This is a genomic window from Lelliottia sp. SL45 (assembly GCF_026672535.1).
Taxonomy (GTDB): domain Bacteria; phylum Pseudomonadota; class Gammaproteobacteria; order Enterobacterales; family Enterobacteriaceae; genus Enterobacter; species Enterobacter nimipressuralis.
In genome coordinates this window covers 2,689,060-2,714,865 of the sequence record NZ_JAPPRH010000003.1, presented here as the reverse complement: position 1 = coordinate 2,714,865, position 25,806 = coordinate 2,689,060, and the positions used below count along the sequence as shown (strand labels likewise).

At 56.5% G+C, this 25,806-nt stretch carries 22 protein-coding genes; 12 read left to right on the top strand and 10 right to left on the bottom strand.

Annotated elements, in window-relative coordinates; genetic code table 11:
* The first annotated feature begins 27 nt into the window (after positions 1 to 27).
* The 4 genes from htpG (at position 28) to OVA10_RS19235 (ending at position 5,225) form a co-directional block, all read left to right on the top strand.
* A complete protein-coding gene (gene htpG, locus OVA10_RS19250) occupies positions 28 to 1,902 on the top strand; it encodes a molecular chaperone HtpG (protein ID WP_102104268.1) in 1,875 nt (624 codons plus the stop codon).
* A gap of 194 nt (positions 1,903 to 2,096) precedes the next feature.
* The gene (adk, locus tag OVA10_RS19245) at positions 2,097 to 2,741 is read left to right on the top strand and encodes an adenylate kinase (protein WP_100777364.1); all 645 of its coding nucleotides are present in this window, start codon (positions 2,097 to 2,099) and stop codon (positions 2,739 to 2,741) included.
* A 154-nt stretch (positions 2,742 to 2,895) separates the two neighbouring features.
* Positions 2,896 to 3,858 carry a ferrochelatase gene (gene hemH / locus OVA10_RS19240; RefSeq protein ID WP_102104267.1) on the top strand — a complete coding sequence of 321 codons (963 nt, stop codon included), beginning with the start codon at positions 2,896 to 2,898 and terminating at the stop codon, positions 3,856 to 3,858.
* A 62-nt stretch (positions 3,859 to 3,920) separates the two neighbouring features.
* Positions 3,921 to 5,225, top strand: a complete 1,305-nt coding sequence (locus OVA10_RS19235; RefSeq protein WP_100777362.1) for an inosine/guanosine kinase — start codon at positions 3,921 to 3,923, stop codon at positions 5,223 to 5,225.
* Between the two features lie 73 nt (positions 5,226 to 5,298).
* Here OVA10_RS19235 and ybaL read toward each other — a convergent pair whose 3' ends face one another.
* Both ybaL and OVA10_RS19225 read right to left on the bottom strand, forming a co-directional pair.
* Positions 5,299 to 6,975: a YbaL family putative K(+) efflux transporter gene (gene ybaL / locus OVA10_RS19230; protein WP_100777361.1), complete on the bottom strand. Its 1,677-nt coding sequence runs from the start codon at positions 6,973 to 6,975 to the stop codon at positions 5,299 to 5,301.
* A gap of 232 nt (positions 6,976 to 7,207) precedes the next feature.
* Positions 7,208 to 8,428 carry an MFS transporter gene (locus OVA10_RS19225; RefSeq protein WP_100777360.1) on the bottom strand — a complete coding sequence of 407 codons (1,221 nt, stop codon included), beginning with the start codon at positions 8,426 to 8,428 and terminating at the stop codon, positions 7,208 to 7,210.
* Positions 8,429 to 8,591: 163 nt separating this feature from the next.
* Here OVA10_RS19225 and ushA point away from each other — a divergent pair, with 163 nt between their 5' ends.
* Positions 8,592 to 10,244, top strand: coding sequence for a bifunctional UDP-sugar hydrolase/5'-nucleotidase UshA (gene ushA, locus OVA10_RS19220; protein WP_123429352.1), 1,653 nt, complete (start codon positions 8,592 to 8,594; stop codon positions 10,242 to 10,244).
* Positions 10,245 to 10,382: 138 nt separating this feature from the next.
* Here the strand turns inward: ushA and ybaK are convergent, their stop codons facing one another.
* The 3 genes from ybaK to copA all read right to left on the bottom strand — a co-directional run bounded on the left by ybaK (position 10,383) and on the right by copA (position 14,453).
* Positions 10,383 to 10,862, bottom strand: coding sequence for a Cys-tRNA(Pro)/Cys-tRNA(Cys) deacylase YbaK (gene ybaK / locus OVA10_RS19215; protein WP_268196627.1), 480 nt, complete (start codon positions 10,860 to 10,862; stop codon positions 10,383 to 10,385).
* Positions 10,863 to 11,063: 201 nt separating this feature from the next.
* Positions 11,064 to 11,858, bottom strand: a complete 795-nt coding sequence (locus tag OVA10_RS19210; protein WP_268196626.1) for a TraB/GumN family protein — start codon at positions 11,856 to 11,858, stop codon at positions 11,064 to 11,066.
* Between the two features lie 96 nt (positions 11,859 to 11,954).
* Positions 11,955 to 14,453: a copper-exporting P-type ATPase CopA gene (copA, locus tag OVA10_RS19205; RefSeq protein WP_268196625.1), complete on the bottom strand. Its 2,499-nt coding sequence runs from the start codon at positions 14,451 to 14,453 to the stop codon at positions 11,955 to 11,957.
* Positions 14,454 to 14,550: 97 nt separating this feature from the next.
* Here copA and cueR point away from each other — a divergent pair, with 97 nt between their 5' ends.
* Entirely contained in the window at positions 14,551 to 14,961 is a 411-nt protein-coding gene (gene cueR, locus OVA10_RS19200) for a Cu(I)-responsive transcriptional regulator (protein WP_100777355.1), read from the top strand.
* Here cueR and OVA10_RS19195 read toward each other — a convergent pair.
* Entirely contained in the window at positions 14,958 to 15,410 is a 453-nt protein-coding gene (locus OVA10_RS19195) for an NfeD family protein (RefSeq protein ID WP_100777354.1), read from the bottom strand. The genes cueR and OVA10_RS19195 overlap by 4 nt on opposite strands.
* Positions 15,407 to 16,321, bottom strand: a complete 915-nt coding sequence (locus OVA10_RS19190) for an SPFH domain-containing protein (protein ID WP_100777353.1) — start codon at positions 16,319 to 16,321, stop codon at positions 15,407 to 15,409. Before OVA10_RS19190 ends, OVA10_RS19195 begins: the two co-directional genes overlap by 4 nt.
* A 149-nt stretch (positions 16,322 to 16,470) precedes the next feature.
* On the opposite strand from OVA10_RS19190, the gene fetA reads away from it, so the two are divergent.
* Together fetA and fetB are read left to right on the top strand one after the other, a co-directional pair.
* Positions 16,471 to 17,148 (top strand): iron efflux ABC transporter ATP-binding subunit FetA, encoded by a 678-nt coding sequence (gene fetA, locus OVA10_RS19185; protein ID WP_100777352.1) that lies wholly within the window; start codon positions 16,471 to 16,473, stop codon positions 17,146 to 17,148.
* Complete coding sequence (fetB, locus tag OVA10_RS19180; protein WP_268196624.1) at positions 17,135 to 17,917, top strand: iron efflux ABC transporter permease subunit FetB; 783 nt, start codon at positions 17,135 to 17,137, stop codon at positions 17,915 to 17,917. Before fetA ends, fetB begins: the two co-directional genes overlap by 14 nt.
* A gap of 52 nt (positions 17,918 to 17,969) precedes the next feature.
* Here fetB and OVA10_RS19175 read toward each other — a convergent pair whose 3' ends face one another.
* From OVA10_RS19175 to tesA, 3 genes are read right to left on the bottom strand one after another with little or no spacing between them, the layout of a single operon-like run.
* Positions 17,970 to 18,824, bottom strand: coding sequence for a co-chaperone YbbN (locus OVA10_RS19175; RefSeq protein WP_102104260.1), 855 nt, complete (start codon positions 18,822 to 18,824; stop codon positions 17,970 to 17,972).
* Between the two features lie 59 nt (positions 18,825 to 18,883).
* The gene (locus OVA10_RS19170; RefSeq protein ID WP_268196623.1) at positions 18,884 to 19,654 is read right to left on the bottom strand and encodes an SDR family oxidoreductase; all 771 of its coding nucleotides are present in this window, start codon (positions 19,652 to 19,654) and stop codon (positions 18,884 to 18,886) included.
* 28 nt (positions 19,655 to 19,682) lie between these two features.
* A complete protein-coding gene (gene tesA, locus OVA10_RS19165; RefSeq protein WP_100780759.1) occupies positions 19,683 to 20,309 on the bottom strand; it encodes a multifunctional acyl-CoA thioesterase I/protease I/lysophospholipase L1 in 627 nt (208 codons plus the stop codon).
* On the opposite strand from tesA, the gene ybbA reads away from it, so the two are divergent.
* From ybbA to OVA10_RS19145, 4 genes are all read left to right on the top strand, one after another.
* A complete protein-coding gene (ybbA, locus tag OVA10_RS19160; protein ID WP_100777348.1) occupies positions 20,277 to 20,963 on the top strand; it encodes a putative ABC transporter ATP-binding protein YbbA in 687 nt (228 codons plus the stop codon). The genes tesA and ybbA overlap by 33 nt on opposite strands.
* Positions 20,960 to 23,374, top strand: a complete 2,415-nt coding sequence (ybbP, locus tag OVA10_RS19155; RefSeq protein WP_142503643.1) for a putative ABC transporter permease subunit YbbP — start codon at positions 20,960 to 20,962, stop codon at positions 23,372 to 23,374. Before ybbA ends, ybbP begins: the two co-directional genes overlap by 4 nt.
* Positions 23,375 to 23,550: 176 nt before the next feature.
* Positions 23,551 to 24,702 (top strand): porin, encoded by a 1,152-nt coding sequence (locus OVA10_RS19150; protein WP_181827920.1) that lies wholly within the window; start codon positions 23,551 to 23,553, stop codon positions 24,700 to 24,702.
* Between the two features lie 255 nt (positions 24,703 to 24,957).
* Positions 24,958 to 25,791: a MetQ/NlpA family ABC transporter substrate-binding protein gene (locus tag OVA10_RS19145; RefSeq protein ID WP_123429346.1), complete on the top strand. Its 834-nt coding sequence runs from the start codon at positions 24,958 to 24,960 to the stop codon at positions 25,789 to 25,791.
* The last annotated feature ends 15 nt before the right edge of the window (positions 25,792 to 25,806 follow it).

The window sequence follows — 25,806 nt, the reverse complement described above, 5'->3', positions numbered from 1 at the left end:
TAAATGGCATTGTTGAGGTCGATCTAGATGAAAGGACAAGAAACCCGTGGTTTCCAGTCAGAAGTAAAACAGCTTCTGCACCTGATGATCCATTCCCTGTATTCCAATAAAGAAATCTTCCTGCGTGAGCTTATCTCGAACGCCTCAGATGCGGCGGACAAACTGCGTTTTCGCGCGCTGTCCAATCCGGATCTGTATGAAGGTGACGGCGAGCTGCGCGTGCGCGTCTCTTTTGACAAAGAAAACCGCACCCTGACCATTGCCGACAACGGTATTGGTATGAACCGCGACGAGGTGATCGATCATCTCGGGACCATCGCGAAATCGGGCACCAAATCCTTCCTTGAGTCCATGGGCTCCGATCAGGCGAAAGACAGCCAGCTGATCGGCCAGTTCGGCGTGGGCTTCTACTCCGCCTTTATCGTGGCCGACAAAGTGACCGTGCGCACCCGTGCAGCGGGCGATAGCGCAGAAAACGGCGTGTTCTGGGAATCTCACGGTGAAGGTGAATACACCGTTGATGACATCACCAAAGCCGATCGCGGGACCGAGATCACCCTGCATCTGCGCGAAGGCGAAGACGATTTCCTGAATGACTGGCGCGTGCGCTCTATTATCGGCAAATACTCCGACCATATCGCGCTGCCGGTAGAGATCGAAAAAACCGAAGAAGTCGACGGCGAAACCGTAGTTTCATGGGAAAAAATTAACAAAGCCCAGGCGCTGTGGACGCGTAACAAGTCTGAGATTAAAGACGACGAATATAACGAATTCTACAAGCACATCGCCCACGACTTTACCGATCCGCTGACCTGGAGCCACAACCGCGTGGAAGGGAAGCAGGAGTACACCAGCCTGCTGTACATCCCGGCCCAGGCGCCGTGGGACATGTGGAACCGCGATCACAAGCACGGCCTGAAGCTGTACGTGCAGCGCGTGTTCATCATGGACGACGCTGAGCAGTTCATGCCTAACTATCTGCGCTTTGTGCGTGGCCTGATAGATTCCAACGATCTGCCGCTGAACGTCTCGCGTGAAATCCTTCAGGACAGCACCGTCACGCGTAACCTGCGTAACGCTCTGACCAAACGCTCCCTGCAGATGCTTGAGAAACTGGCGAAAGACGACGCTGAAAAATACCAGACCTTCTGGAAACAGTTCGGCCTGGTGCTGAAAGAAGGCCCGGCGGAAGATTCGTCGAACGTGGAAGCCATCGCCAAACTGCTGCGTTTCGCCTCTACGCACACTGACTCTTCCGAGCAGACGGTCTCTCTCGAAGAGTATGTGTCCCGCATGAAAGAAGGGCAGGAGAAGATCTACTACATCACCGCAGACAGCTATGCCGCCGCGAAGAGCAGCCCGCATCTGGAACTGCTGCGTAAGAAAGGCATCGAAGTCCTGCTGCTTTCCGACCGCATCGATGAGTGGATGATGAACTACCTGACCGAGTTCGACGGTAAATCCTTCCAGTCCGTGGCGAAAGCTGACGAATCTATCGACAAGCTGGCGGATGAAGTGGACGAAACGGCAAAAGAGGCGGAAAAGGCGCTGGAGCCATTCGTTGAGCGTGTGAAAACCCTGCTGGGCGATCGCGTGAAAGAGGTACGTTTCACCCACCGTCTGACCGATACCCCGGCGATTGTGACCACCGATGCGGATGAAATGGGCACCCAGATGGCGAAACTGTTTGCCGCTGCGGGTCAGGCGATCCCGGAAGTGAAATACATCTTTGAACTGAACCCGGATCACCCGCTGGTTAAACGCGCGGCGGATACCCAGGACGAAACGCAGTTTAAAGAGTGGGTTGAGCTGCTGCTGGATCAATCCCTGCTGGCCGAGCGCGGCACGCTGGAAGATCCAAACCTGTTCATCAAACGTGTGAATGCGCTGTTGATGGCGTAATCACCCGGCCTCCCCTGGTCCTCTCCCTCTCCCCGAGGGAAAGGGCCAGGGTGAGGGCACCAAACCGCACTAACCTAAATAATCTCCCCCGTTAACCGTTTCAGCCGTCCCGCCTTCCTTGAGCGATACCCGTTCTGATGGTATTGTTTAGCGCTTTTTGAAATATTGAACCAACTTTTGAGGGGATTTTCGCAATGCGTATTATTCTGCTTGGCGCTCCGGGCGCGGGTAAAGGAACTCAGGCTCAGTTCATCATGGAGAAATACGGTATTCCGCAAATCTCTACGGGTGACATGCTGCGTGCCGCTGTTAAATCTGGCTCCGAGCTGGGCAAACAAGCGAAAGACATTATGGACGCGGGCAAACTGGTGACTGATGAACTGGTTATCGCACTGGTAAAAGAACGCATCACTCAGGAAGATTGCCGCAACGGTTTCCTGCTGGACGGCTTCCCGCGTACTATTCCGCAGGCTGACGCCATGAAAGAAGCGGGCATCAACGTGGATTACGTTCTGGAATTCGACGTGCCTGACGAACTGATCGTTGACCGCATCATCGGTCGTCGCGTTCACGCTGCTTCCGGCCGCGTTTACCACATCAAATTCAATCCACCGAAAGTGGAAGGCAAAGACGACGTGACCGGCGAAGAGCTGACCACGCGTAAAGACGATCAGGAAGAGACCGTGCGTAAACGCCTGGTGGAATACCATCAGATGACCGCGCCACTGATCGGCTACTATTCGAAAGAAGCGCAGTCCGGTAACACCAAATACGCGAAAGTTGACGGCACCAAAGCCGTGGCTGACGTGCGCGCAGAGCTGGAAAAAATCCTCGGCTAATGTGCGATTTATCCGGCCTGCTTAGAATTCTGTAGGCCGGATAGGCGTTTACGCCACCCTCCGACAATCCCCGCTCCACCTATTGCTGCAATGGGTTCCGTTTCCCCGCTTTTCAGTTACAATCATTAGCTATTCAAATGGTTAAGAGGCGTGAATGAGTCAGGCGAAAACCGGCATCCTGCTTGCCAATCTGGGCACTCCAGAAGCACCTACCCCTGCGGCAGTTAAACGTTATCTGCGACAGTTCTTAAGCGACTCCCGCGTGGTGGATACGCCAAAATTGCTGTGGTGGCCGCTGTTGCGCGGTGTCATTCTGCCGATTCGTTCCCCCCGTGTGGCTAAGCTCTATCAGTCGGTGTGGATGGAAGAGGGCTCGCCGCTGATGGTCTACAGCCGTCGTCAGGAAAAAGCGCTGGCCGCCCGTTTACCGGATATGCCTGTCGCCCTCGGAATGAGCTACGGTAAACCGTCGCTGGAAAGCGCGGTCGACGAACTGCTTTCACAGGACGTGGATCACATCGTGGTGCTGGCCCTCTATCCGCAATACTCCTGCTCGACGGTGGCCGCCGTCTGGGACGAACTGGCGCGCATTCTTGCCACCCGTCGCCGTATTCCGGGTATTACCTTTATCCGCGATTACGCCGAAAACGAGCTGTATATCGCGGCGCTGGTCAGCAGTGCGCGCGCCTCGTTTGAAAAACACGGCGAGCCGGATCTGCTGCTGCTCTCCTACCACGGTATTCCGCAGCGTTACGCCGATGAAGGCGATGACTATCCACAGCGCTGTCGCGACACCACCCGCGAGCTGGTTTCTGCTCTTGGACTGCCGCCGGAAAAGGTGATGATGACCTTCCAGTCGCGCTTTGGCCGTGAGCCGTGGCTGACGCCATACACCGATGAAACGCTCAAAATGCTGGGCGAGAAGGGTGTGAAACATGTTCAGGTGATGTCGCCGGGCTTCTCGGCGGACTGCCTCGAAACTCTGGAGGAGATCGCGGTTCAAAACCGGGAGTTCTTCCTCGAAGCGGGCGGCACGAAGTATGAATATATTCCGGCACTTAACGACTCCCCGGAACATATTGAGATGATGGCGGCGCTGGTGACCGGTAGCCGCTAATCGCGCATTGGGCCGGGTTTGTGCTACCATTTCCGGCCCAATAGTCACTCGCAGCCCTGATCATGAAATTTCCCGGTAAACGCAAGTCCAAACACTATTTCCCCGTCAACGCCCGCGATCCGCTGCTGCAACAGATTCAGCCGGTCAAAGAAACTAACGCAGCCTGGGTGGTCGGTATCGATCAGACACTGGTGGATATCGAAGCAAAAGTGGATGATGCGTTTGTCGCACGTTATGGGCTGAGTTCCGGGCATTCGCTGGTGATCGAAGATGATGTTGCCGAAGCCCTGTATCAGGAGCTGGTGCGCGAAAACTTGATCACGCATCAGTTTGCTGGTGGCACCATCGGCAATACCATGCACAACTATTCGGTGCTGGCCGATGACCGCTCCGTCTTACTGGGCGTCATGTGCCGCAATATCGAAATCGGTGGCTACGCCTACCGCTACCTCTGCAACACCTCCAGCCGTACCGATCTGAACTACCTGCAGGGCGTCGATGGCGCCATAGGCCGCTGCTTTACGCTGATCAGCGACGCCGGCGAGCGAACCTTTGCCATCAGCCCTGGGCACATGAACAAACTTCGCGCGGAAAGTATTCCGGAAGAGGTGATTGCCGGTGCCTCCGCGCTGGTGCTTACCTCCTATCTGGTGCGCTGCAAGCCCGGCGAACCGATGCCGGAAGCGACCATGAAGGCGGTGGAGTACGCGAAGAAATACAACGTGCCGGTGGTGCTGACGCTGGGCACCAAGTTTGTGATCGCCGATAACCCGGAGTGGTGGCAGGCGTTCCTGAAAGAGCACGTCTCGATTCTGGCGATGAACGAAGAAGAGGCTGAAGCCCTGACGGGTGAAAGTGACCCGCTGCTGGCCGCCGATAAGGCGCTGGACTGGGTAGACCTGGTGCTCTGCACCGCAGGCCCGATCGGGCTGTTTATGGCCGGGTTTACCGAAGAAGAGAACAAACGCAAAACCCAGCACCCGCTGCTACCGGGGGCGATTGCCGAGTTCAACCAGTACGAGTTCAGCCGCGCGATGCGTCACAAAGATTGCGTGAATCCGCTGCGTATTTTCTCGCACATTGCCCCGTACATGGGCGGACCCGAGAAGATCATGAACACCAATGGCGCAGGCGATGGCGCGCTGGCCGCCCTGCTGCACGACATCACTGCGAACGCCTATCATCGCACCAACGTCCCTAATTCGAGCAAACACCAGTTGAACTGGCTGACCTATTCGTCGCTGGCGCAGGTGTGTAAGTACGCGAACCGCGTGAGCTATCAGGTGCTGAATCAGCACTCCCCGCGCTTAACGCGTGGCTTGCCGGAACGGGAAGACAGTCTGGAAGAGTCGTACTGGGATCGTTGATGGTTTCCCTCGCCCTGACGGTGAGGGAAGAGTGTTCCCCCTCTCGCGTAGAGAGGGGGCAGAACGAAGACGTTTAACCCGTTACCGCCTCTTCAATTGGCGGCTTCTCGATCAATGTAATCATGGTATTGGCAATCTCACGTTCGCCCATCACCACCTGATTCGCTCCCCGTTCGGTAATGTATTCCACTTCATCGTCATAATGCGCGCGAGCAATGATCTCGATAGTCGGGCACTTCTCCCGTGCCTTGGTCACGATTTCACCCGCCTCGTAGCCGTTCGGAATGGTCAGCAGCAGCCAGCGCGCACAGTCCAGATGCGCCAGATTCATAATCTCTTCGTTCGCCGCATTACCCAGCACCGCGCGGATGCCGCGCGCGCGCAGCTCATCCACACGGGTGCGTGACGTTTCAATCACCACCAGCGGAATGCCCTGCGCCATCAGTTTCTCACCGAGCAGACTCCCGACGCGGCCAAAACCGACCAGCAGGGCGTGGTTGCAGATATCCACCGGGATTTGCTTCTCTTCTTCAATCGCTTCTTCCAGCGTCTGCTCTTCCAGCGTTTCGGTTTTATCGAGGTATTTCTCAAGCAGGGCAAACAGCACCGGGTTGAGCATAATGGAGAGGATCGCCCCCGCCAGCACCAGGTTCTGCCCGGCCTGTGGCAGCAAGTTCAGCGCCATGCCGAGGCTTGCCAGGATAAAGGCAAACTCACCAATCTGCGCGAGGCTGGCGGCGATGGTGAGCGCGGTGCGCGGTGAGTGGCCGAACAGTCTGACCAGGCCGAATGCCACCACGGATTTACCGAAGATAATAATCGCCAGCGTGCCCAGCACGGCCAGCGGCTGCTCGATCAGGATTAGCGGATCAAACAGCATGCCGACGGAAACAAAGAACAGCACCGCAAACGCATCGCGCAACGGCAGCGTATCGTGCGCCGCGCGGTGGCTCAGCTCGGATTCGTTCAGCACCATACCTGCGAAGAACGCACCCAGCGCAAAGGAGACGTCAAACAGCTCGACGGCACCGAAGGCGATACCGAGCGCCAGGGCCAGCACCGACAGCGTAAACAGTTCGCGAGAGCCGGTAGCGGCGCTGCGGGAGAGGATCCACGGCACCAGACGGCGGCCCACCAGCATCATAATGGCGATAAAGGCGACCACTTTGCCGATGGTAATGCTCATATCCAGCGCCAGCGTGGCAAAGCCGACGTTATCTTGTTCAACCATACCGGCGACGGCAGGCAGCAGAACCAGCGTCAGGACCATCACCAGATCTTCAACAATCAGCCAGCCGATGGCGATTTGCCCGCGCTGGCTGTCTATCAGCTGCCTCTCCTCAAGCGCGCGCAGCAGCACCACGGTACTGGCGGTTGAGAGACACAGCCCGAATACAATACCGGTCATCAGCGACCAGCCAAGCAGAGCGGAAAGCGCCATCCCCAGCAACGTCGCCACGCCTATCTGGGCGATTGCGCCGGGTATGGCGATATGCTTTACCGCCATCAAATCCTTCAGGGAGAAGTGCAGGCCCACGCCGAACATCAGCAGAATCACGCCTAATTCCGCCAGTTCAGGAGCCAGTTTGGTATCCGCAACAAAACCCGGCGTAAACGGACCCGCCAGCACACCCGCTAATAAATAGCCCACGAGAGGAGAAATACGTAATTTGTTGGCGATCATGCCAAGGATAAAAGCGAGCACAAGTCCACCTACAATGGTGGTGATAAGCGGTGTGGCGTGATGCATTCCGTCTCCTTTCGTCGTGGGGTGTTCCATTTTTGGCGTAAAAACCAAAAAGCCGATTAATAGTTTATGACAATTTCGGCCATTATGTTTATGAATAATTGTTGAAATTTGAAGAAAACAGCAATAAGCGTTAAAAAAAGCAGATTAGGACAAATTACCGGAGGGATGAAGAGGAAAGCCTTATGGCAGTAGGTGAGAGGTGCGGCCAAAGTTTACTTTGACCGCAGAGAAACTACGCCTTATGGCGATAATCAGGCAGGAATATGGTCAGTATCCCCAGAAGTGGCAGGAAAGCACAGATTTTATAGACCAGGAAGATGCTCGTGTGGTCTGCAACCAGCCCCAGCACAGCCGCACCAAGGCCTCCCATCCCAAACGCAAATCCGAAAAACAGCCCGGAAACCATGCCAATACGACCCGGCATCAGCTCCTGAGCATACACCAGGATAGCGGAAAACGCGGACGCGAGGATAAAGCCAATGATCACGGTTAAAATCCCCGTCCATTCAAGGCTTGCATAGGGTAAAACAAGGGTAAAAGGCGCTACGCCGAGGATAGAGCCCCAAATCACATATTTACGCCCAATTTTATCACCCACAGGGCCGCCAATGACGGTTCCCGCCGCAACCGCAAACAGGAAAGCAAACAGGTGGAACTGGGCGTTTTGCACCGATAATCCGAATTTCTCCATCAGATAAAAGGTGTAATAGCTGCTGATGCTCGCCATATAGAAGTATTTCGAGAAAATCAGCACCAACAGGATACTCACCGCCAGAATGACCTTATCGCGCGGAAGCGGATTGATAATCACGGCTTTAGGTTTCCCCTTGTTTACCCGATGCTGAGCCGCGTACCAGCGGCTGATCTGGATCAGCACGACGATGGCCAGCAGCGCCGCGAGGACGAACCACGCAACGTTACCTTTTCCGTAGGGGGCAATGACCACGGCGGCCAGCAAAGGGCCGAGGGAGCTGCCAAAATTGCCGCCGACCTGGAACAGAGATTGCGCCAGCCCATGACGTCCACCTGAGGCCATGCGCGCGACGCGCGAGGACTCCGGATGGAAGACCGACGAACCGGTACCCACCAGCGCCGCAGCCAGCAGCACCATCTCAAAGCTTCCTGCCAGTGCCAGCAGCACCAGCCCGCTCAGGGTAAAGCACATGCCAATAGGCAGGGACCACGGCATCGGGTATTTATCCGTCCAGTAGCCGACTACCGGCTGGAGCAGGGACGACGCCATCTGGAAGGTCAGCGTAATCATCCCGATCTGCACGAAGGTTAATGAAAATTCTGACTGCAGCAGCGGATAGATCGCCAGAATCAGCGACTGAATCATATCGTTAAGCAGATGCGACAGACTGATGGCACCCAAAATACCAAATGCGGTGCGCGATTTCGGCGCGGACGCCGGAGTGCCCGTAACAGGCGGAGTCGATTCACTGATTGCCATAAATACCACGTCTATTATTAGGAGAAGTACAGGATGTCATTATTATCCCGCTAACATACCTGTGCGCGAGATTTGAAGAAAGTCGCAATTCTGAAAACATATTTGTCTATTCTTCTTACTCATTGTAATTTTTGCGTTTGTCTTTTGGTCAGGGAGCGAGAATATGAAGTTAATGAAGCGAGGCGTCGCACTGGCGCTGATAGCCGCATGGGCGCTGGCAAGCCAGCCTGCGCAGGCGTACGAAAAAGATAAAACCTATAAAATAACCATTCTCCATACCAACGATCACCACGGCCATTTCTGGCGTAGCGAATATGGCGAGTACGGTCTGGCCGCACAAAAAACGCTGGTGGACGGTATTCGTAAAGAGGTGGCGGCCGAGGGCGGCAGCGTTCTGCTGCTGTCAGGCGGTGATATCAACACCGGCGTGCCGGAATCCGATTTGCAGGACGCCGAGCCGGATTTCCGCGGCATGAATTTAATCGGCTATGACGCGATGGCCGTCGGTAACCATGAGTTTGATAACCCGCTAACCGTTCTGCGCCAGCAGGAAAAATGGTCCAAATTCCCGTTCCTCTCGGCCAATATTTATCAGAAGAGTACCGGCGAGCGCCTGTTTAAACCCTGGGCCTTGTTCAAACGCGACGATCTGAAAATCGCGGTGATCGGGTTAACCACCGACGACACGGCGAAAATTGGTAATCCGGAATATTTCACGGATATCGAATTCCGCAAACCGGCTGACGAAGCGAAGCTGGTGATTCAGGAGCTGAATCAAAACGAAAAACCAGACGTGATTATCGCCACCACCCATATGGGGCACTACGACAACGGCGAGCACGGCTCGAACGCGCCTGGTGACGTGGAAATGGCGCGCAGCCTGCCAGCAGGCTCGCTGGCGATGATTGTGGGTGGTCACTCACAAAACCCGGTGTGCATGGCATCGGAGAATAAAAAGCAGGTTGATTACGTGCCGGGTACGCCGTGCGCACCGGATCGCCAGAACGGGATCTGGATTGTTCAGGCGCACGAGTGGGGCAAATATGTGGGGCGCGCCGATTTTGAATTCCGCAACGGCGAAATGAAAATGGTGCGCTACCAGCTGATCCCGGTGAACCTGAAGAAGAAAGTGACCTACGACGACGGGAAAAGTGAGCGCGTACTTTACACCCCGGAAATTGCTGAAAACGCCCAGATGCTGTCGTTGCTGACGCCATTCCAGAACAAAGGGAAAGCGCAGCTTGATGTGAAAATCGGTACGGTGAATGGCCGACTGGAAGGCGATCGCAGTAAGGTCCGCTTCGTGCAGACCAACATGGGCCGTCTGCTGCTGGCGGCACAAATGGCGCGCACCGGTGCTGATTTTGCCGTCATGAGCGGCGGCGGTGTGCGTGACTCCATCGACGGCGGCGATATTACCTACAAAGACGTGCTGAAGGTTCAGCCGTTCGGCAACATCGTGGTGTATGCGGACATGAGCGGAAAAGAGGTGATCGACTATCTGACCGCCGTTGCGCAAATGAAGCCGGACTCCGGGGCCTATCCGCAGTTTGCCAACGTCAGCTTTACGGCGAAAAATGGCACGCTTAACGATCTGAAAATCAAAGGTGAGCCAGTCGATCCCGCTAAAACCTACCGCATGGCAACATTAAGCTTTAACGCCACGGGCGGCGACGGGTATCCGCATATCGACAACAAACCGGGCTACGTCAACACCGGCTTTATCGACGCCGAAGTGCTTAAGCAGTACATCCAGCAAAATTCTCCGCTGGATGTGAATGCCTACGAGCCGAAAGGCGAGGTGAGCTGGCAGTAACGGGCTATTTTGTTCGCCCTTTTTGAACTCGGGCAGTGCCAGGAATCCGTATGTACGATGTGTACGCGGGTTCCTGCGCTGTCCGGATTTAACGATAAAATTGATGCCTGAACGTTGGCCCGCTAAGGGGACAGGGCGTTAATCCCGGCGCGCAATATCCGCGAACGTCGCATCCAGCATCTTCGCCAGGTCGCCCGCCGCCAGCTCAATATCCAGCCCGCGCTTACCGCCGGAAATATAGATAGTGTCAAAAGTCTGCGACGGCGCATCAATCAATGTCGGCAGGTGTTTCTTCTGCCCGAGAGGGCTAATTCCACCCACCAGATAGCCGGTCGTGCGTTGCGCAACCATCGGATCGGCCATATCGACCTTTTTCGCACCTAGCGCTTTGGCGACTTTCTTTAAATCCAGCTGACCGGCCACAGGCGTCACTGCCACGGCCAGGTGCTTCATATCACCGTTGACCGCCACCAGCAGCGTTTTATAGACCTGATCCGCGTTCAGGCCCAGCTTGCGCACCACTTCGTCGCCAAAGTTTGTTTCACTGGGGTCGTGATCGTAGGTATGGATACGGAAAGGAATTTTGTTTTTTTCGAGTAATTTAACGGCGGGAGTCATAATGATCCTTCTTACCACAGACAATTTATGCGCTCAGCATACGCCTGACAGCTGTCTAAAAAATAGCACCATCTTGCGCAATAGTATTGGCAGTGATGGTTACTTTGAGCGACAATCGGCTCTGACCGAAGGTCTCCTTCGGCATAATAATAACGATGAAATTCCTCTTTGACGGGCCAATAGAAATATTGGCCATTTTTTTTATTTCAACAGTGACGGCAAATTCCCTTCGCCATACAAATGCAGCGCCCCCACGGCCACCACGTAACGCCCGGCGGGCAGAGCCTGCAACGTTTCTCGCCAGGCCTGATTGCGCTCATGCATCAGCACATCGTACAGCGATTCGCTGAAGGTCGAGGGCAGTTCCAGCTTGCCGTTGGCCGGCGGCGTCTCCAGCCACCAGCTGATCATCATCTGCAACAGACGCGCGTTGGTGTGCCAGTGGGTGAGGGTATCATCCAGCAGCAGCAGTCCATCCTCAGGAAGCTGGCGCAAAAGAGCAACCTGACTGTCGGCGCCCTCCAGCTCAATAATGGCAAGATTACGCGCGCGCGCGGCGTTGAGGAGCTGGTAGTCGATACCGTACTCCCCGCGCAAACCCAGTCGTTGAGCCTGCGTCGCCTGCAATACCATGGCGATTTGCCACAGGGACTGCGTTTCCAGAAGGGATAAAGAAAGCCCCAGCTCATCGGCCACACGTTCAAGCTCGGCGCGCTGTGTTTCGTTGAGACGTTCGCTCAGCGGCGGCGGGATATCGAGATTGGCGAACGGCGATTCGCTGCCGGAAATATCGGCTTCGACGATCAGCGCATCGGCTTTGCGCAACAGTTGTATCAGTGCCGGTGGCAGGGGCGACATATCGCGCGTACCCATATGGATACTGCCGACCAGGTGCAGATGCTGCCCGCCCGGGAGTGAAATATCCAGCCCCGGCCAGGGATAGCGGCGGGGAAACAAAGCGCGGAAGGTGGTTTTTATACGACTAAACAGACTCATACGCGCTCCATTGATGGAAAAGTTCATGCTAGCGCGTGGTGGCTGAAGGTGCAACTCCAGGCCGGGTTGGGCGAATTCGCCACCCGGCCTGGAGGTTTACTCTTTCGGTTTGAAGCGCAGCAACCGGTTCGCGTTGCTGACCACGGTAATGGACGAGAGCGCCATTGCCGCCCCGGCGACGACCGGGTTGAGCAAGGTGCCGGTCAGCGGCCACAGGATCCCGGCGGCAATCGGGATGCCGAACGCGTTGTAGATAAACGCACCGAGCAGATTTTGCTTCATGTTGCGCAGCGTGGCTTTCGAAATTGCCAGCGCATCGGCAACACCCATCAGGCTATGGCGCATCAGGGTAATCGCCGCCGTCTCAATGGCCACATCGCTCCCGCCGCCCATGGCGATCCCGACATCCGCCTGCGCCAGTGCGGGCGCATCGTTGATGCCGTCGCCGACCATCGCCACCTGTCGGCCCTGACGTTGCAGTTTGATAATCGCATCGGCTTTGCCATCTGGCAGCACGCCCGCGATCACCTCGTCGATACCTGCTTCTTTGGCAATGGCGTTGGCAGTGGTCGGGTTGTCGCCGGTGAGCATCACCAGACGATAGCCAGCCTGATGCAGACGTTTCAGCGCGGCCACGCTGTCGGCCCGCAGCGGATCGCGGATAGCGAACAGCGCTGCCGCTTTACCCTCGACCGCCAACAGCACCGGCGTAGCGCCCTGAGAGGCCTGGGCGGTTAATTCATCGTTCAGTGCAGCGGTATCAATGCCGTTTTCGTTGAGCAGTGCCTGATTACCAAGCAGCAGCGTATGGCCATCGACTTCACCGCTGACCCCCAGCCCGCGCAGGGTGCGGAAGTTATTCACCTGCGGCAATGCTGCGTGACCGGCTTTCTCGAGAATCGCTCTCGCCAGCGGATGGCTGGAGCCTTGTTCAAGCGCGGCGGCCAGACGTAAGGCATCTTCTTGCGTAACACCGACGGTTTTCACCGCCACGACCTGCGGTTTGCCTTCGGTGAGGGTGCCTGTTTTATCAAACACCAGCGTGTCGAGCGTGCTGGCGCGCTGGAGGGCATCGGCGTCGCGAACCAACACACCAAACTCGGCGGCACGACCAACGCCGGAAATAATCGACATCGGCGTCGCCAGCCCTAAAGCACACGGACAGGCGATGATCAGCACTGTGGTGGCGATGACCAGGGTGTAGACAATCTGCGGTGCCGGGCCAAAAACGTACCAGATGGCGGCGCTGAACAGCGCGATGCCGACCACCACGGGCACAAATATGGCGGAAATTTTATCGGCGAGCTGACCGATCTCCGGCTTGCTGCTTTGCGCCTGGCGCACCATGCGAATGATGCGAGAAAGCGTCGTATGACTCCCGACAGCGCTGGCGCGGAAAAGCACGCTGCCGTCCTGCACCACCGTACCGGCATGGACTGCATCACCGGCGGATTTTTGCTGCGGCACCGGTTCACCGGTCAGCATCGCTTCATCCAGCCAGGCTTCACCCTGAGTGATTTCACCGTCGACCGGCACGCGATCGCCCGTCGTTAAGCGCAGCGTCATGCCTGCCTGCACCTCGGCGAGCGGCAGGCTGATTTCACCCTCGTCCGTCACCACGCGGGCCGACGGTGGCGTGAGATCAAGCAGACGTTCCAGCGCTTTGGACGACCGCTGGCGCGCGCGCGCTTCAAGCATATGGCCTAAGTTGATCAGACCAATAATCATCGCGCTCGCTTCGTAATAGAGATGGCGTGCTTCCATCGGAAACCACTGCGGCCAGACGTTCACGCTCATGGAATAGAGCCACGCCGCGCCGGTGCCGAGGGCGACGAGTGTGTCCATCGTCGCGGTGCGGTTCTTGAGGCTCTTCCAGGCGCTGGTGTAGAAATGCCCACCGGCGAAGACCATCACACCAAGGGTGATCACACCAATCACCAGCCACAGCGTGCGGTTGTCGTCGGTGACCATCATGTTGTCGCCGAGCATTCCCCACACCATCACCGGAATACCGACCAGCAGAGCGACAATCGCCTGCCAGCGGAAGCGTTTCATGGTGGCGATGGCGGTCTCTTGCTGGCGTTCGCGGCGCTCGGCATCATCTTCAATGGCCTCTGCGCCGTAGCCGGCTTTTTCCACCGCCTGCACTAATTCTGCGGCTGACGCACTGCCCATAATCAGCGCAGTGCGTTCCGCGAGGTTTACCCGCGCCTGTGAGACGCCCGGTACGGCCTGCAACGCATTCTGTACGCGGGAGACGCAGCTGGCACAGCTCATGCCGTTGATCAGCAGCTGTTGGCTGTCGTCAATATCATGGGCTGCCGGAAGCTCAGAAGTGTCCGCTGTCAGTGCTTCCGACGGGGTTAATGACTCTGTCAGCGGATTAGCCTTTGGGTGGCTTAGCTCCGCCCCGTAACCTGCTTGTTTAACCGTATCGATCAGCGCGTCGGCGCTGGCGCTGCCAGTGACAACGGCGCTTTCGATCGTCACGTCTGCACTTTCAACGTCAGGACGTTGTTCGAGGCTCTCTTTGACACGTTTGACGCAGTGACCGCAGGTCAGGCCATCCAGCCTCAGGTTGATTGTGTGAGACATAGCAAAACTCCTGTATGATTATTCAGCCAACATACTCTTTCTGGAACAGTGTTATGAAGGTTAAACCTTCCATCAAGGGGAAGGTCAAGGGGGAAATGTGAATATCAGTGATGTGGCAAAAAAAACCGGGTTAACCAGCAAAGCGATTCGTTTTTACGAAGAGAAAGGGCTGGTCACGCCGCCGCTGCGCAGCGAAAACGGCTATCGCAGTTACACGCAGCTGCACCTCGAAGAACTCACGCTTTTACGCCAGGCCCGGCAGGTGGGGTTTAACCTTGAAGAGTGCGGTGAACTGGTCCATCTGTTCAACGATCCTAAACGGCACAGCGCCGATGTGAAAAAGAGAACTCTGGAAAAGGTCGCGGAAATCGAGCGCCATATCCTGGAGCTGCAGGCGATGCGTGAACAGCTGCTCTCACTCGCCGAATCCTGTCCGGGGGATGACAGCGCCGACTGTCCGATTATTGATAATCTTTCCGGCTGCTGCCATCGTAAGGCCAGCGTTTAACGGGCTTTCACCCGAAGCGTAATGCCTTCAACCGCGATGACTTCAATGCGAGTCCCTGCCACGAGATCATCATCGGCGACCACTGGCCACGTGCTGTCACCGACGCGTACGTGTCCGCGCCCGTTAATTAACGTGGTATCCAGCGTATAGCGCTTACCCACCAGCTGTTGGCCGCGCTGATTGAGTGCAGCATCGGCGGGTTTTTGCTCGCGCACCTGGCGCGTTAGCCATCGATACCAGAGCCAGGCGGCGACAAGCGTCAGCAGGGCGAAGAGGGCACCTTGCCACTCCCAGCCAAAAGGTGCGATCCAGACCAGTAGCCCGGTGATGACCGCCGCGACGCCGCTCCAGAGCAGATACCCGTTGCCGCCCAGCATCTCAGCCGCCAGCAACAGCCCGCCCAGGCTGAGCCAGAAAACATGAGGGTGTGCTGCAATCATCTCAATCATTTTTTGCGCTCATCTCCGCTATTCTTGATAAGCTCCGCGATCCCGGCGATAGAGCCCATCAGACTGCTGGCTTCCAGCGGCATCATCACCACTTTGCTGTTGTTGGCGGAGCCAATTTTCTGCAGCGCATCGGTGTATTTCTGCGCCACGAAGTAGTTAATTGCCTGGATATCACCGGCCGCGATGGCCTCGGACACCATCTGGGTGGCGCGTGCTTCTGCCTCGGCGGAACGTTCACGGGCTTCTGCCTGTAAGAAGGCCGACTGGCGTTCCCCTTCGGCTTTCAGGATTTGCGACTGTTTCTCCCCTTCGGCTTTCAGGATCTCTGCCTGACGCACCCCTTCGGCCTCAAGAATGTACGCACGTTTGGTTCGCTCGGCTTTCATCTGGGCGTTCATCGACGAAATCAGTTCTGCCGGTGGGCGTACGTCGCGGATTTCGATACGGGTGACTTTAATCCCCCACGGATTGGTCGCTTCATCAACGATATGCAGCAGGCGCGTATTGATGTTGTCGCGCTGGGAGAGCATTTCGTCCAGCTCCATCGACCCCAGTACCGTACGGATGTTGGTCATGGTCAGGTTGATAATCGCCAGCTCCAGGTTGCTGACCTCATAGGCGGCTTTTGGCGCGTCGATCACCTGAATAAAGCAAACGGCGTCGATGGTGACGTTGGCGTTATCTCGGGAAATGATCTCCTGGGAAGGGATATCCAGCACCTGTTCCATCATGTTGATTTTACGCCCAATACGATCCATGAACGGGACGATAAGACTCAGGCCTGGCTGGAGGGTGTTGGTGTAACGGCCGAAACGTTCGACCGTCCACTGATAACCCTGGGGCACGATCTTTACGCCTGCCCCAACGATCACCAGCGCGACGAAAATAAGGATAGGGATGACGATCAACATGAAAACCTCCTGTTTTGCATTCCGTGGAGCAGCAAAAACTGCTCGTTTGTTGAACTTAAGTATATCGACTATTGCAGGGAAGTTCGCCTCCAATCCATTAACGTGGTTACAATATTGGAACGAAGCTGAATTAAAAAACGGGAAATAATATGAAGGATAATAATGCGCTTCTGGAACTCAGGAACGTGGGTTTTCGCGTGGGCGAAACCACGATATTGCAGCAGATTAGCTTCAACGTGCAGCCAGGGGAATTCAGGCTCATTACGGGCCCGTCTGGCTGCGGTAAAAGCACGTTGCTGAAGATTATCGCCTCACTCCTCAGCCCGACGGAAGGGCGAATTTTCTTTGAAGACAAGGACATCACGACGCTCACACCCGAGCATTATCGCCAGCAGGTCTCCTACTGCGTGCAAACGCCCTCGCTGTTTGGTGAGACGGTGTACGACAATCTGATCTTCCCCTGGCAGATCCGCGATAAAGCCCCCGAACCGGAAAAATTCATTGCCGATCTGGCGCGTTTTAGTCTGCCAGCGGAAACCCTGACAAAGTCCGTAAACGAACTTTCCGGCGGTGAAAAACAGCGCGTCTCGCTGATTCGTAATCTGCAGTTTCTGCCCAAAGTGCTGTTGCTGGATGAAGTGACCAGCGCCCTCGACGAAAACAACAAACGCAACGTGAATGAGATCATTCATCGCTATGCCAAAGAGAACAACATTGCGGTGCTGTGGGTAACGCACGACGCCGGTGAGATTGCCCACGCAGATGAGGTGATTACCCTTCAGCCACAGGGCGGGAAGATGAAGGAGGAAAACCGTGAACGAGCATAATATTACCAACGAATCACTGGCGCTTTCGATGGTGCTGGTCCTGGTGGCGATTCTGGTCAGCCATCGGGAGAAGCTCGGTCTGGAAAAGGACATTGTGTGGAGCATTTGCCGGGCGGTCATTCAGCTGATTATCGTCGGCTATGTGCTGAAGTATATTTTCAATGTCAACCACGCGGTGCTGACGCTGCTGATGGTGCTGTTTATCTGCTTTAACGCCGCGTGGAATGCGCAAAAACGCAGTAAATACATCGACAAGGCCTTTATCTCTTCGTTTATCGCCATCACCACCGGCACGGCGTTGACGCTGGCAGTGCTGGTGTTGTCGGGATCGATTGAATTTTCGCCGATGCAGGTGATCCCGATTTCCGGGATGATTGCGGGTAACGCGATGGTGGCGGTGGGGTTGTGCTACAACAATCTCGGCCAGCGTTTTAGCAGCGAGCAGCAGCAGATCCAGGAGAAACTCAGCCTGGGAGCCACGCCAAAAACGGCGTCGGCGCGATTAATCCGTGAGAGTATACGATCGTCGCTGATCCCAACGGTTGATTCGGCGAAAACGGTCGGGCTGGTGAGTTTACCGGGGATGATGTCCGGGCTGATTTTTGCCGGTATTGATCCCGTGAAAGCGATTAAGTATCAGATTATGGTGACGTTTATGCTGCTCTCGACGGCCAGCCTGTCGACCATTATCGCCTGCTATTTAACCTATCGAAAATTCTACAACTCGCGCCATCAGCTGGTGGTGACGCAACTGAAAAATGCAGAGTAACGCGCAGGTGTGTTGCCGGGCAGCGCGTCGCTTGCCCGGCTTTCAGACTGGATTAGTAGAGCAGGGCGTAAAGCTGGCGACGATACTTTGAGGCCAGCGCATCGCCGGTACCCAGTGCCGCCAGGATCTCCTGGAACATTTTACGTGCCTGGCCGTCAGCAGCCGCCAGATCCTTTTTCAGATGGCTAAATAGCAGCTCCAGCGCCTCTTCGTTACGCCCGACCTGATGAAGCTGTAACGCCAGCTGGCTGGCCAGCGCCGCATCGTCAGGGTTCTCGGCTACCTGCTGCTGCAACTGCTGGATCTCCGGCGTATCAGCTGCCTGTTTCAGCAACTCAATTTGCGCTACCAGACCCTGATAACGGGTATCCTGATCCTGCAGCGGAATGGTTTTCAGCACTGCTTCAGCCTCTTCTGAACGGTGCAGTTCGATCTGCGTCTGCGCCAGCAGCAGGCCAATCTGGCTGTCCTGGTTCGACATCTGCCACGCCTCTTTCAGCAGCGGCAGCGCTTCGTCGTGTTTGCCTTCCTGAATTAACGCCAGCGCCTGCTGCGCTTTCAGCTCCTCTTCGCGCGGCAGCACTTTATCGAGCAGGGCGCGAACCGCCTCTTCGGGCTGCGGGCCCTGGAAGCCATCTACGGGCTGACCATTCTGGAACAGATAGACGGTTGGAATGGCACGCAGACCAAACTGGGAGGCCACCATCTGCTCGGCGTCGCAGTCCAGTTTTGCCAGCAGGAACTGACCGTTGTACTGCGCCGCCAGGCTTTCCAGCACCGGCGTCAGCTCCAGACAGTGCTGGCTGCGCTCGGACCAGAAATAGAACAGCACAGGTTTGGTCATCGACACTTCGAGTGTCTGGTGCAGGTTCGCTTCAGTGATGTTGACAATATTCTGTACGGACATACGGCATTCTCTTTTATCAATTTGACAAATACATGGGGGATGAGGAGCGTGGCTTCAACTCAACCGCGTAAAATTTTATCCATCATGCGCCCCGGCAGCAGACGTTTGAGCAAGCCCACGGCGTGGGTGACGAGGGTCACCGGGTAGCGTATTTTCGGGCGATCGCTTTCAAAAGCATGGCGCACTTTGGTGACAACTGCCTCTGGTCCGAGGGTAAAGCGTGCGGCAATGCCAGGGTTTTCGACCGGATTGTCGGACTGGGTTTGATTTACGTTTTCAGTGAAACGGGTGCGAATCGGGCCTGGCTCAATCAGGCTGACCTTAATTCCGCTGTGGCGCAGCTCCATGCGTAAGGCATCTGACCAGGCTTCCAGCGCATATTTGCTGGCGGCATATGCCCCACGGCCCGGCGTGGAGATCAGGCCCATCACCGACGAGGTCATCACAATGCGGCCTTCTCCGTGGGGAAGCATCGCAGGCAACAGCGCCATGGTCAGCTGGTGGATGCCAAAAAAGTTGGTGGAAAACTGCTGCTCAAGCTGCTCGCGCGAGATGGTTTGCAGCGGGCCGTACACGCCAAAACCGGCGTTGTTAAACAGGCCGTACAGACGATTACCCGTGAGAGCGATCACTTCTGCGGCGGCGCGTTCAATGCTTTCCGGCGAGTCCAGATCCAGTAACACGCCCTGAAAACCTTTGCTGTTCATGCGTTCCACGTCTTCTTGTTTCCGGCATGCGGCGATTACCCAAAATCCCTGGCGCTTCAGTTCGAACGCGCTTTCAAGGCCAATTCCGCTGGAACATCCTGTAATTAAGACCGATTTTTGCATAACTTTACCTGTCAGGATCTCCGCTTAATTAAGAGTCATGTTTAACTAGAGGAGCCAGTCGAGTCGCCATCCAGTCTGCAATAAAGGGCTGGGCGTCGCGATTGGGGTGAATACCGTCATCCTGCATCCATTGCGGTTTCAGATAGACCTCCTCCATGAAAAATGGCAGCAGCGGAATATCGAATTCTTTGGCAAGCTTGGGATAGATGGCGCTAAAGGCCTCATTATAACGGCGTCCGTAGTTCGCAGGCAGACGAATTTGCATTAATAACGGCTGCGCATTGGCGGCCTGAATATCCGTAATAATTTTGCGTAAGGTTTCTTCTGTCTGTTGCGGCTGGAATCCCCGCAGACCGTCGTTACCGCCCAGTTCGACCAGCACCCAGCGCGGTTGATGTTGTTTGAGCAAAGCGGGCAGGCGCGCAAGCCCCTGCTGGGACGTATCGCCGCTGATGCTGGCATTCAGCACCGGCGTTTGGGTCTGCCACTTATCGTTGAGCAGCGCAGGCCAGGCGGCAGTGGCCGCCATCCGGTAGCCCGCACTCAGGCTGTCACCCAGCACCAGTAACGTGTCCGCCGCAGCGGCGCGAAAGGTCATCAGAATCAGAAACAGGAAGGGCAAATGCCAGCGGAAAACATTGTTGCAGTTCATCATCTTAAGAAGTCCGTCGGTCAGGGGGAGCACGAGCTATCCATCCTCACCGGAGTTGAACTCGTTGTCAAACGCGCTGAAACCATTGCGCTGATTGGTGAATCCGGTTCCGGTAAGTCCACGCTGCTGGCGATTCTGGCCGGGCTGGACGATGGCAGCAGCGGGGAGGTCAACCTGGTCGGTCAGCCGCTGCATAAGCTCGATGAAGAGGCGCGTGCGGCGCTGCGAGCAAAGCATATCGGCTTTGTGTTTCAGTCTTTCATGCTCATCCCGACCCTCAATGCGCTGGAAAACGTTGAGCTGCCGGGTCTGCTGCGCGGTGAAAACGCCAGTCAGAGCCGCAGCAGTGCCAAAGCGCTGCTGGAGCAGCTTGGGTTAGGCAAGCGTCTGGATCATCTTCCGGCGCAGCTTTCCGGTGGCGAGCAGCAGCGTGTGGCGCTGGCGCGGGCGTTCAACGGTCGCCCGGAAGTGCTGTTTGCCGATGAACCGACGGGGAATCTCGACCGGCAGACCGGCGATAAAATTGCCGATTTACTCTTCTCCCTCAACCGCGAGCACGGCACCACGCTGATTCTGGTCACCCACGATCCGCAGCTTGCCGCCCGCTGCGACAGACGTCTGCGTCTGGTTAACGGGCAATTGCAGGAGGAAGCATGATTGCACGCTGGTTCTGGCGCGAATGGCGCTCGCCCTCGCTGTTGATTGTCTGGCTGGCGCTGAGTCTGGCGGTGGCCTGCGTGCTGGCGCTCGGCAGCGTTAGCGATCGTATGGAAAAGGGCTTAAGTCAGCAAAGCCGCGAGTTTATGGCGGGCGACCGCACCCTGAGCAGCTCACGCGATGTGCCGCAGGCGTGGATCGATGAGGCGCGTAAACAGGGGCTGAAGGTCGGTCAGCAGTTGAGTTTCCAGACCATGACCTTCGCCGCTGATACGCCTCAGCTGGCGAGCGTGAAAGCGGTCGACGATATCTATCCCATGTACGGCGAGCTGCACACCGAGCCGCCGGGTTTAAAACCGACGGCAGGCTCTGTGCTACTGGCTCCACGGCTGATGGCGCTGCTGAACCTGAAAACCGGCGACAGCATCGACGTGGGCGACGCCACGCTGAAAATCGCCGGGGAAGTGGTGCAGGAGCCGGATTCCGGCTTTAACCCCTTCCAGATGGCACCACGTCTGCTGATGAATACCGCTGATGTGGCAAAAACCGGAGCCGTACAACCGGGCAGCCGCGTCACCTGGCGCTACAAATTTGGCGGCACGCCTGCGCAGATCGACGCCTACGAAAAGTGGCTGAAACCGCAGCTGAAACCGGAACATCGCTGGATTGGCATGGAGCAGGACGACGGCGCGCTGGGGAAATCCCTCGAACGCTCGCAACAGTTTTTACTGCTCTCTGCGCTGCTGACCCTGCTGCTGGCGGTTGCTGCCGTGGCGGTGGCGATGGGGCACTATTGCCGCAGCCGCTACGATCTGGTGGCGATCCTGAAAACCCTCGGCGCGGGCAGGGCGCAGCTGCGCAAGCTGATCGTCGGCCAGTGGCTGATGGTGCTGGCGTTGTCTGCCATTACCGGCGGGGCGATTGGGCTGCTGTTTGAAAAAGTGCTGATGATCCTGCTGAAACCGGTGCTGCCTGCCGCACTTCCGCCAGCCAGCCTGTGGCCGTGGCTGTGGGCCATGGGGGCGATGGTGGTGATTTCGCTGCTGGTGGGGCTTCGCCCTTATCGCTTGCTGCTGGCCACGCAGCCGCTGCGAGTGCTGCGCAGGGATGTGGTCGCCAGCGTCTGGCCGCTGAAATTCTATCTGCCGGTTGTGGTGGCGGTAGTCGTGATGTTGCTCGCCTGGCTGATGGGCGGCAGCATGTTGCTGTGGGCGGTACTGGCCGGCGCCGTTGTGCTGGCGCTGCTGTGCGGCGTGCTGGGCTGGATGCTGCTGAACGTGCTGAAAGGGCTGACGCTGAAATCCCTGCCCGTGCGTCTGGCGGTGAATCGTCTGCTGCGCCAGCCGTGGTCCACCCTCAGCCAGCTGTCGGCATTTTCACTCTCCTTTATGCTGCTGGCGATGCTGCTGGTGCTGCGCGGCGATCTGCTTGACCGCTGGCAGCAGCAGCTGCCGCCGGAAAGCCCGAACTATTTCCTGATTAACATCGCGCCGGAGCAGGTCACGCCGCTAAAGGGTTTCCTGTCTGAGCATCAGATTGTGCCCGAGTCGTTCTATCCGATTGTCCGCGCGCGGCTGACGCAGATTAACGGCAAGCCGACGGAGGGGAATCAGGACGAGGCGCTTAACCGTGAGCTGAATCTGACCTGGCAGGACAAGCGCCCGGATCACAACCCGATTACCGCCGGAAACTGGCCGCCAAAAGCGGGTGAAGTGTCGATGGAAGAAGGGCTGGCCGCGCGGCTGAAAGTCGGTTTAGGGGATACGGTGACCTTCACTGGCGATACCCAGGACTTTAGCGCCAAAGTGACCAGCCTGCGCAAAGTGGACTGGGAAAGCCTGCGTCCGAACTTCTTCTTTATCTTCCCGTCCGGGGCGCTCGACGGGCAGCCGCAAAGCTGGCTGACCAGCTTCCGCTGGGAAAACGGCAACGGCATGCTGACGCAGCTGAACCGCGAGTTCCCGACGGTGAGCCTGCTGGATATTGGCGCGATCCTGAAACAGGTCGGCCAGGTGCTGGAGCAGGTAAGCCGTGCGCTGGAGGTCATGGTGGTGCTGGTCACCGCCTGCGGCCTATTGCTGCTGCTGGCGCAGGTGCAGGTGGGGATGCGACAGCGCCATCAGGAGCTGGTGGTGTACCGCACGCTCGGCGCGAGTAAATCCCTGCTGCGCACAACCTTGTGGTGCGAGTTTGCGCTGCTGGGACTGGTGTCGGGACTGGTGGCGGCCATCGGTGCTGAAACCGCGCTGGCCGTGCTTCAGACCAAAGTCTTCGATTTCCCGTGGGAGCCGGACTGGCGGCTGTGGCTGATCCTTCCGGTCTCCGGCGCAGTGCTGCTCTCCTTGTGCGGTGGCTGGCTGGGAACGCGTCTGTTAAAAGGCAAAGCTCTGTTCCGTCAGTTTGCCAGTTAATTCCCTCACGTGATGATTACGCACCGGTTTATATACTGGTGTGTAATCATTAAGTAGCACAAATCGATAATACCCCCACTTTTAGCAGCACAAAACATTAAAAACCCAACACCACGGCTCGTTTAATTCCGGATATTATTTGTCTGCTAAATAATTAGCAGCGTGTCTATCAAGGAATAATAATGACCATAAAAAAAACAGCGCTGGCGGCAACGATCGGCGCGGCAGTGGCATTGGCGTCTTTCGCAGCACAAGCGGAAATCACCGTACTGAAACAAGATCCGCAGGCGGGCAACCCCCTGAGTCGTCTTAACTTCACCGTTGGCGGCAGTATTCGTCCTCAGTTCAACATGATGACGGGCGACGGCGACAAAGGTTCTTACAAGCGTAACGGCTTCGACGGCGGTACACGTTTCCGTTTCGCCGCAGATTACTACCTGTTCGATGACATTAGCTGGATAAGCTACTACGAGCTGGGTGTGAACATTCCGGCACTGTTCGACTGGGATAATCACTACGCAGAAGGCGCGAACGACACCTCTCGCCGTATGCTCTACACCGGCCTGAAAAGCGATACCTGGGGTACGCTGACCTTCGGTCAACAGAACAGCGTCTATTACGATGTGGTGGGCGCGAAAACCGATATCTGGGACTATGACATGATCGGTCAGGCTCCGGGTAACGGCATCAACGGCGACTATGACGGCTCTTATCGTTCACGCAAAATGCTGAAATATAAGAAAACCGTGGGCGATGCCGATATCTACGCCTCCTACCTGTTTGAAGACGGTGAATACCTGCCAGGTAACGGCCTGCGTTACAAACGTAAAGGCGGCGGTTCACTGGGTCTGGATTATCACCTGACTACCGACCTGACCTGGGGCGCGGCGTGGAACTACACCCGTGCGGATATGCGTAACCCGGACAACGGCGACAGCAAATCTTACGACCAGAACATCCTCGGTACGGCACTGAGCTGGACCCCGGACAACTGGACCTTCTCCGCAGGCGGCGGCTGGTATCAGAACTTCATGACCACCAAAAAAGTGTCCGTGAACGACTACTTTGCCGGTGATGCGTGGGGTATTGAATACTTCGCGGGCTACAAAATCCCGGTTGGCCAGTATGCGCTGAAATCCGTTCAGCCGTACGTGATGGGCGATCGTATTGAGTATGTGAATGGCCGCAACTACCAGCGCACCGATAATGGCGTGGGTGTGAGCTTCCAGCTGGATTACGGTTTCCGTGTTGATTACGAGCACGTCTTTACCTCCAGCACCGACGACCTGGGTGATATGAACCTGGTACGTCTGCGTTACGACTTCTAAGTCTGAACGCGTGGCCCCGGTGGCACATTGCTACCGGGGCCACGAACTGTGCCGATCTCCCCGGTTATATACACGCACTGACTATCCTTTCCCATAAAACGCATATCCCAATCTCCTGCACATTCAACGACATATTCCGCAACATCATGAAATAATTTCAAGGACAACCGCTTGTGATCTGTGTCATGTTAAACAGACTCTGCCCCGCATCGTACGGGGCATCACAACGTCACACCGCTTTGAAATGGAGATCTCATGGGAATTCGTCACACGCTTCGCGCTGCTGCCGGTGCGCTTTTGCTGCTCTGCGGTTTGCAGACCGCCCACGCTAACAGCGATCCGCACACCATTGTGTTTGGCGTCGCCCCAGGCCCTTACGGCGATATGGTGAAACAGGCCATTGCCCCCTCGTTGAAAGAGAAGGGCTACAAGGTCGTGGTGCGCGAATTCAGTGATTACGTGCAGCCGAATATGGCGCTCTCAAACGGCAGCATCGACGCTAACCTGTTCCAGCACTCGCTCTATTTTAATAAGTTCACGGCGGATAAAGGGCTGAAACTGACCAAATTACTCACCGTGCCGACCGCGGGAATGGGCTTTTACTCGCGCCAGATCAAGAGCCTGGATCAGCTTAAAAAGGGCGATATTGTGACCCTGTCAAACGACCCGACCAATCTCGCGCGCGGCCTGCGTTTCCTGCAGTCCCTGAAATTAATCACCATCAAAGACAACATCGATCCAACCAAAGCCTCTGAGCGCGATATTGCCAGCAACCCGAAAGGGCTGGTGTTCAAACCGCTGGAAGCCGCGCAGCTGCCGCGCACGCTTGATAGCGTTACAGCCTCGCTGGTGAACGGCAACTTTGCGATTGCCGCCGGGCTGGATCTCTCCAGCGCTCTGGCGCAGGAGCATCTCGATGAAAACCTGAAAAATATCATCGCCGTACGCACGGAAGATGCGGATAAACCCTTCGCGAAAGATATCGTGGCGGTGGTGCAGTCCCCGGCCTATCGCGCGGTGATCGACGATCCGAAAAACGTGTACACCGCTTTCCAGAAACCGGACTGGATGACGGCCGCAAAACCGTAATCGCATAACCGATCG

Excerpts from the sequence above, each read along its gene's own strand:
- htpG (WP_102104268.1), top strand. The coding sequence starts at position 28 with ATGAAAGGACAAGAAACCCGTGGTTTCCAGTCAGAAGTAAAACAGCTT.
- adk (WP_100777364.1), top strand. The coding sequence starts at position 2,097 with ATGCGTATTATTCTGCTTGGCGCTCCGGGCGCGGGTAAAGGAACTCAG.
- hemH (WP_102104267.1), top strand. The coding sequence starts at position 2,896 with ATGAGTCAGGCGAAAACCGGCATCCTGCTTGCCAATCTGGGCACTCCA.
- OVA10_RS19235 (WP_100777362.1), top strand. The coding sequence starts at position 3,921 with ATGAAATTTCCCGGTAAACGCAAGTCCAAACACTATTTCCCCGTCAAC.
- ybaL (WP_100777361.1), bottom strand. The coding sequence starts at position 6,975 with ATGCATCACGCCACACCGCTTATCACCACCATTGTAGGTGGACTTGTG.
- OVA10_RS19225 (WP_100777360.1), bottom strand. The coding sequence starts at position 8,428 with ATGGCAATCAGTGAATCGACTCCGCCTGTTACGGGCACTCCGGCGTCC.
- ushA (WP_123429352.1), top strand. The coding sequence starts at position 8,592 with ATGAAGTTAATGAAGCGAGGCGTCGCACTGGCGCTGATAGCCGCATGG.
- ybaK (WP_268196627.1), bottom strand. The coding sequence starts at position 10,862 with ATGACTCCCGCCGTTAAATTACTCGAAAAAAACAAAATTCCTTTCCGT.
- OVA10_RS19210 (WP_268196626.1), bottom strand. The coding sequence starts at position 11,858 with ATGAGTCTGTTTAGTCGTATAAAAACCACCTTCCGCGCTTTGTTTCCC.
- copA (WP_268196625.1), bottom strand. The coding sequence starts at position 14,453 with ATGTCTCACACAATCAACCTGAGGCTGGATGGCCTGACCTGCGGTCAC.
- OVA10_RS19195 (WP_100777354.1), bottom strand. The coding sequence starts at position 15,410 with ATGATTGAGATGATTGCAGCACACCCTCATGTTTTCTGGCTCAGCCTG.
- OVA10_RS19190 (WP_100777353.1), bottom strand. The coding sequence starts at position 16,321 with ATGTTGATCGTCATCCCTATCCTTATTTTCGTCGCGCTGGTGATCGTT.
- fetA (WP_100777352.1), top strand. The coding sequence starts at position 16,471 with ATGAAGGATAATAATGCGCTTCTGGAACTCAGGAACGTGGGTTTTCGC.
- OVA10_RS19175 (WP_102104260.1), bottom strand. The coding sequence starts at position 18,824 with ATGTCCGTACAGAATATTGTCAACATCACTGAAGCGAACCTGCACCAG.
- OVA10_RS19170 (WP_268196623.1), bottom strand. The coding sequence starts at position 19,654 with ATGCAAAAATCGGTCTTAATTACAGGATGTTCCAGCGGAATTGGCCTT.
- ybbA (WP_100777348.1), top strand. The coding sequence starts at position 20,277 with ATGCCAGCGGAAAACATTGTTGCAGTTCATCATCTTAAGAAGTCCGTC.
- tesA (WP_100780759.1), bottom strand. The coding sequence starts at position 20,309 with ATGATGAACTGCAACAATGTTTTCCGCTGGCATTTGCCCTTCCTGTTT.
- ybbP (WP_142503643.1), top strand. The coding sequence starts at position 20,960 with ATGATTGCACGCTGGTTCTGGCGCGAATGGCGCTCGCCCTCGCTGTTG.
- OVA10_RS19145 (WP_123429346.1), top strand. The coding sequence starts at position 24,958 with ATGGGAATTCGTCACACGCTTCGCGCTGCTGCCGGTGCGCTTTTGCTG.